Below are 6438 nucleotides of genomic sequence, written 5' to 3' on the forward strand. Positions count from 1 at the left end.
GGTGCGCACTGCGCACCGGGCCACCGGTCTTTGCGTCCGGTCACAGCACTAGCAGCCGAGCAGGCGGCTGCCGAGGTAGCTCTGGATCTGGTCCAGGGAGACGCGCTCCTGCTTCATGGTGTCGCGCTCGCGCACGGTCACCGCGTTGTCGTCGAGGGTGTCGAAGTCCACGGTGACGCAGAACGGCGTACCGATCTCGTCCTGACGGCGGTAGCGGCGGCCGATGGCGCCGGCGTCGTCGAACTCGATGTTCCAGAACTTGCGCAGGTCGGCGGCGAGGCCCTTGGCCTTGGGCGACAGCTGCGCGTTGCGGGACAGCGGCAGGACGGCGACCTTGATCGGGGCCAGGCGCGGGTCGAGGCGCATCACGGCGCGCTTCTCCATGACGCCCTTGGCGTTGGGGGCCTCGTCCTCGTTGTACGCGTCGAGCATGAAGGCGAGCATGGCGCGGTTGACACCGGCCGCCGGCTCGATGACGTACGGGGTGTAGCGCTCCTTCGACTCCTGGTCGAAGTACACGAGGTCCTGGCCGGAGGCGGCGGAGTGGGCCTTGAGGTCGAAGTCGGTGCGGTTGGCCACGCCCTCGAGCTCGGAGAACTCATTGCCACCGAAGTTGAAGCGGTACTCGATGTCGGCGGTGCGCTTCGAGTAGTGGGACAGCTTCTCCTTCGGGTGGTCGTACCAGCGGATGTTCTCCTCGCGGATGCCGAGGTCGCGGTACCAGTTCCACCGCTCCTGCATCCAGTACTCCTGCCACTGCTCGTCCTCGCCCGGCTTGACGAAGAACTCCATCTCCATCTGCTCGAACTCGCGCGTGCGGAAGATGAAGTTGCCGGGCGTGATCTCGTTGCGGAAGGACTTGCCCATCTGCGCGATGCCGAAGGGAGGCTTCTTGCGCGAGGTGGTCTGCACCTGGGCGAAGTTGGTGAAGATGCCCTGGGCGGTCTCGGGGCGCAGGTACGCCTTGGAGCCGGTGTCCTGGGTCGGGCCGAGGTGGGTCTCCAGCATGCCGGAGAACTGCTTGGGCTCGGTGAACTGGCCCTTCACGCCGCAGTTGGGGCAGTTGATGTCGGCGAGGCCGTTCGCGGGCACACGGCCGTGCTTGGCCTCGTACGCCTCTTCAAGGTGGTCCGCGCGGTGGCGCTTGTGACAGGAGGTGCACTCGGTCAGCGGGTCCGAGAAGGTCCCGACGTGGCCGGAGGCCACCCAGACCTCGGGGGCCAGGATCACGGACGAGTCGAGGCCGACGATGTCCTCACGCCCGGTGACCATCGCCTTCCACCACTGGCGCTTGATGTTCTCCTTGAGCTCGACACCGAGCGGGCCGTAATCCCAGGCAGCCCGAGAGCCGCCGTAGATCTCACTGCACGGGAAAACGAAGCCACGGCGCTTGCTCAGGCTGACGATGGTGTCGATCTTGTCGGCGGCCACGGTGCTCTCTTCAGTACGAGGACGAACGGCGAAGCCTTTAGGTTACCGGCGCCCGCACCTCCCCTTTCAAATCGGATCCCCTTCCACGGCACGGGTCCGGCCCTCCCATCAGCGTTTTTGACAATCGTTTCCATCTTTGATGAAAATGGATGTCATGAACGTACGACGCCTCATACCCGCCACCGCCCTCGCCGGAACCGTTGCCCTCGGCGCCGCCGCCCTCACCGCCTGCTCCGGCCCAGCCGACGCAGCCGGCGGCAAGGACGGCAAGCTCGACGTGACGGCGTCGTTCTATCCGATGCAGTTCCTCGCCGAGCAGATCGGCAAGGACCACGTGAAGGTCGACACCCTGACCAAGCCGGGCGTCGAACCGCACGACCTGGAGATCACCCCGAAGCAGACCGCGCAGCTCGGCGAGGCCGATGTCGTCCTCTACCTCAAGAACCTGCAGCCCGCCGTGGACAAGGCCGTCGCCCAGTCCGGCGTGAAGAACATCGTGGACGCCGCCACCCTGACCAAGCTCGAGGTGCACTCCGCCGCCGGCCACGAGGGCCACGACCACGCGGCCGAGGGCGAGGACCACAGCCACGATCACGATCACGGCCACGACCACGGCGGGTCCGGCGAGGACCCGCACGTCTGGCTCGACCCCACGAAGTACGCGGAGATCGCCAAGGGCGTCGGCGCGGCCCTGGAGAAGGCCGACCCCGACCACGCGGCGGACTACAAGAAGAACACCGAGGACCTCCTCACCAAGCTGACCGCGCTGGACACCGAGTTCAAGGACGGCCTGAAGAACACGGCGTCCAAGACCTTCATCACCACCCACTCCGCCTTCGGCTACCTCGCCGAGCGCTACGGCCTCGACCAGGAGGGCATCTCCGGCGTCGACCCCGAGTCCGAGCCGAGCCCGGCCCGGATGAAGGAACTCCAGGCCGTCGCGAAGAAGGACAATGTCTCCACCGTGTTCTTCGAGACCCTGGCCAGCGACAAGACGGCCAAGACCCTCGCCCGGGACACCGGTCTGAAGACCGACGTCCTCGACCCGCTCGAGGGAATGACCGACAAGTCCCAGGGTGCTGACTACTTCGAGGTCATGCGGTCCAACCTGAAGAACCTCCAGAAGGCGCTCGGAACCAAGTAATGACAGCAGCAGCAACGGAGGCGCGAGCCATGCAGTCCACGCCCCGACCGGCTGACGACCAGCCCGTCATATCCCTGCGCGGGGCCACGGCCTCGCTCGGCTCGCGCCCCGTGCTGCGCGGGATCGACCTCACCGTCCGCCGCGGTGAGGTCGTCGCGCTGCTCGGTGCCAACGGCTCCGGCAAGTCCACGGCCGTCCGTGCCGTCGTCGGCCAGGTCCCGCTGAGCGACGGCGCCCTGTCCCTCTTCGGCACCGACTTCAAGCGCTTCCGCGACTGGTCGCGCATCGGGTACGTCCCGCAGCGCACCACCGCGGCCAGCGGCGTCCCCGCCACCGTCCGGGAGGTCGTCTCCTCCGGGCGGCTGGCCCGGAGCCGCTTCGGGCTCCTGCGCAAGGCCGACAAGGCCGCCGTCGAGGCCGCCCTGGCCCTGGTCGACATGGACACGTACGCCGACGCCTCGGTCAACGCCCTCTCCGGCGGCCAGCACCAGCGCGTGCTCATAGCCCGGGCACTCGCCGTCGAGCCGGAACTGCTGATCATGGACGAGCCGATGGCCGGCGTGGACCTCGCCAACCAGGAGGTCCTCGCGCACGCCCTGCGCGAGCAGGTCTCCGCCGGCTCCACCGTCCTGCTCGTCCTGCACGAGCTGGGCCCGCTGGAGCCCCTGATCGACCGCGCCGTCGTCCTGCGCGACGGCTGCGTCGTTCACGACGGACCGCCCCCGCAGGCCGTGGGCCAGCACGCCCTGCCCGGCCACGACCACGTACACCCCCACGCGGCGCACGACGCCGAGCCCCTGCGGACGGGACTGCTGAGCTGATGGACCTCCTGAACTACGCCTTCATGCAGCGGGCGCTGATCGCCGCCGGTCTGGTGGGCATCACCGCGCCCGCGATCGGCACGTACCTCGTCCAGCGCCGTCAGGCCGTCATGGGCGACGGCCTCGGCCATGTGGCCATGACCGGTGTCGCGCTCGGCTTCCTGCTCAACACGAGCCCGGTGTGGATGGCCACCCTGGTCGCGGTCGTCGGCGCGGTCGGCATGGAGATGATCCGCTCCCGCGGCAAGACCAGCGGTGACGTCGCGCTCGCCATGCTCTTCTACGGCGGCCTGGCCGGCGGCGTCATGATCATCAACATGGCTCCGGGCGGTTCCACGACCAACCTGGTCAGCGCCATGTTCGGCTCGATCACCACGGTCGCGCCCGAGGACGTCACCGCGATGGCGATCCTCGCCGCCTTCGTCCTCGCCGTCACCATCGGCCTGCGCCGCCAGCTCTTCTCCGTCTGCCAGGACGAGGAGTTCGCCCGGGTCACCGGACTGCCGGTGCGCTTCCTCAACCTGCTGATCGCGGTCACCGCCGCCGTCACGGTCACGGTGGCGATGCGCATCGTGGGCCTGTTGCTGGTCAGCGCCATGATGGTGATCCCGGTCGCAGCCGCCCAGCGGGTCACCCGCGGGTTCACCGCGACGCTGTCGCTGGCCATGGCGATCGCCCTGCTGGTCTCCCTGACCGGCACGGCCACCACGTACTACATGGACGCACCCTCCGGCGCGACGATCGTGCTGCTCGCCATCGCCGTCTTCATGGCCATGACGGCCCTGTCGGCGCCGCTGGCCCGGCGCCGCGCCAGAGCCGCACGTGCGGCCGAAGAGGTCTGCACGCGCGACGACGTGAAGGTCTAGACGGCCTGGCGGGCTGGCACAATGGCGGCAGGCCGATACGAGGAGGAACCGGTGGCGACTGCGCCTGGCGAGATGAATACCGCGCCAGTACGAGGACGATCCACCCGGCAGCGGGCGGCCGTGGCGGCGGCCCTGGACGAGGTGGACGAGTTCCGCAGCGCCCAGGAACTGCACGACATGCTCAAGCACCGCGGCGACTCCGTGGGGCTGACCACCGTGTACCGCACCCTCCAGTCGCTCGCGGACGCCGGCGAGGTCGACGTGCTGCGCACCAGCGACGGCGAGTCGGTGTACCGGCGCTGCTCCACGGGCGAGCACCACCACCACCTGGTCTGCCGCAAGTGCGGCAAGGCGGTCGAGGTGGAGGGCCCGGCGGTGGAGAAGTGGGCCGAGTCCATCGCGGCCGAACACGGCTATGTGAACGTCGCCCACACGGTGGAGATCTTCGGCACCTGCGCCGACTGCGCGGCCGCCGCCTGACACCCGGCCGGCCGCCCGGACGGTGATGTCCGCGGCGGCCGAGCCCGACGGCGCCGTCAGCCCTTGGGGCCTTCCGGCTGGTTCGGGACCGCGCCGCCGAAGCGGCGGTCGCGCTGGGCGTACTCCAGGCACGCCGCCCAGAGATTGCGGCGGTCGAAGTCCGGCCACAGCACGTCCTGGAAGACCATCTCGGCGTACGCGCTCTGCCAGAGCAGGTAGTTGGAGGTGCGCTGCTCGCCGCTCGGCCGCAGGAACAGGTCCACGTCCGGCATGTCCGGGTAGTACATGTACTTCGCGAAGGTCTTCTCGTTGACCTTCGAGGGGTCCAGCCGGCCCGCCGCCACGTCCCGGGCGATCGCCTGCGCCGCGTCCGCGATCTCCGCGCGGCCGCCGTAGTTCACGCAGAAGTACAGGGTCATCGCGTCGTTGTCGACGGTCTGCTCCTGCGCCACCTGGAGCTCCTGGACGACCGACTTCCACATCTTCGGCATGCGGCCGACCCAGCGGATGCGGATGCCCAGCTCGTTCATCTCGTCGCGGCGGCGCCGGATGACGTCGCGGTTGAAGTTCATCAGGAAGCGCACCTCGTCGGGCGAGCGCTTCCAGTTCTCCGTCGAGAAGGCGTACAGGGAGAGGTTCTTGACGCCCATCTCCAGGCAGCCCTTGAGCACGTCGAGCACGACGCCCTCGCCGACCTTGTGGCCCTCGGTGCGCGGCAGGCCGCGGTCCTTGGCCCAGCGGCCGTTGCCGTCCATGACGACCGCGACGTGGTTCGGGACGAGCTCGCCGGGGATCTTCGGCGGGCGCTCACCGGACGGGTGCGGCTCGGGAACCTTGTACTCCCGGCGAGAGCGTCCCAGAATCCCGCGTCGTGCCATGTGCCCAGCTCCTATTTCTCGACGTAACGCAGGGAGCGTAGCCCGCGTTCCAGATGCCAGTGCAAATAGGCGGAGACCAGCCCGCTGCCCTCGCGCACGTGACGCGCCTCGCAGGCGTCGGCGTGGCCCCAGTCGCCCGTCAGCAGCGCGCTCAGCAGGGCGATGGCCTCCGACGAGGGTACGACGGAGCCGGGGACCCGGCAGTCGCCGCATATCACCCCGCCCGCGGCGACGGAGAAGTGCCGGTTGGGGCCGTGGATCCCGCACTTCGCGCAGTCCTCGAAGCTGGGCGCGTAGCCGTTGACGGCGAGGGAGCGCAGCAGGAAGGCGTCGAGGATGAGGTGCGGCTGGTGTTCGCCGCGCGAGAGCGTGCGCAGGGCGCCGACGAGCAGCAGGTACTGCTGTACGGCGGGCTCGCCCTCGTTCTCCGTGAACCGCTCGGCGGTCTCCAGCATGGCGGTGCCGGCGGTGTAGCGGGCGTAGTCGGTGACGATGCCGTTGCCGTACGGGGCGATGATCTCGGTCTGGGTGCAGAGCGGGAGGCTGCGGCCGATCAGCTCGCTGCCCCGGGCGAAGAACTGCACGTCGGCGTGGGAGAAAGGTTCCAGCCGGGCGCCGAATTTGGACTTGGTACGCCGGACCCCGCGGGCGACGGCCCGCACCCGGCCGTGGCCCCGGGTCAGCAGCGTGATGATGCGGTCCGCCTCACCCAGCTTCTGGGTGCGCAGCACGATGCCGTCGTCGCGGAACAGACTCATGCGCCCATTGTCGCCTGTGCGGGCACGGCGACGGCCCTGCGTCCGGACCCGGGTCCGGAC

Annotated in this window: 7 protein-coding genes; 4 read left to right on the forward strand and 3 right to left on the reverse strand. The window is 69.2% G+C overall.

Annotation, left to right across the window (positions count from 1 at the left end):
• Positions 1–48: 48 nt before the first annotated feature.
• Positions 49–1431, reverse strand: coding sequence for a glycine--tRNA ligase (locus ACFWBF_RS36900; protein ID WP_385609208.1), 1383 nt, complete (start codon positions 1429–1431; stop codon positions 49–51).
• Between the two features lie 154 nt (positions 1432–1585).
• On the opposite strand from ACFWBF_RS36900, the gene ACFWBF_RS36905 reads away from it, so the two are divergent.
• The 4 genes from ACFWBF_RS36905 to ACFWBF_RS36920 are packed head-to-tail and all read left to right on the forward strand — an operon-like array spanning position 1586 to position 4742.
• The gene (locus tag ACFWBF_RS36905) at positions 1586–2575 is read left to right on the forward strand and encodes a metal ABC transporter substrate-binding protein (RefSeq protein WP_385609209.1); all 990 of its coding nucleotides are present in this window, start codon (positions 1586–1588) and stop codon (positions 2573–2575) included.
• 29 nt (positions 2576–2604) lie between these two features.
• The gene (locus ACFWBF_RS36910; RefSeq protein WP_385609210.1) at positions 2605–3396 is read left to right on the forward strand and encodes a metal ABC transporter ATP-binding protein; all 792 of its coding nucleotides are present in this window, start codon (positions 2605–2607) and stop codon (positions 3394–3396) included.
• Positions 3396–4262 (forward strand): metal ABC transporter permease, encoded by an 867-nt coding sequence (locus ACFWBF_RS36915; protein ID WP_385609211.1) that lies wholly within the window; start codon positions 3396–3398, stop codon positions 4260–4262. The genes ACFWBF_RS36910 and ACFWBF_RS36915 overlap by 1 nt, the downstream gene beginning before the upstream one ends.
• 51 nt (positions 4263–4313) lie before the next feature.
• A complete protein-coding gene (locus ACFWBF_RS36920; RefSeq protein WP_385609212.1) occupies positions 4314–4742 on the forward strand; it encodes a Fur family transcriptional regulator in 429 nt (142 codons plus the stop codon).
• A gap of 56 nt (positions 4743–4798) precedes the next feature.
• Here ACFWBF_RS36920 and ACFWBF_RS36925 read toward each other — a convergent pair whose 3' ends face one another.
• Complete coding sequence (locus tag ACFWBF_RS36925; RefSeq protein ID WP_385609213.1) at positions 4799–5620, reverse strand: isoprenyl transferase; 822 nt, start codon at positions 5618–5620, stop codon at positions 4799–4801.
• Between the two features lie 11 nt (positions 5621–5631).
• On the reverse strand, positions 5632–6378 hold the full coding sequence (gene recO / locus ACFWBF_RS36930; RefSeq protein ID WP_385609214.1) for a DNA repair protein RecO: 747 nt from the start codon (positions 6376–6378) through the stop codon (positions 5632–5634).
• Between the last annotated feature and the right edge of the window lie 60 nt (positions 6379–6438).

This window comes from Streptomyces sp. NPDC060028, from assembly GCF_042736725.1.
GTDB lineage: Bacteria > Actinomycetota > Actinomycetes > Streptomycetales > Streptomycetaceae > Streptomyces.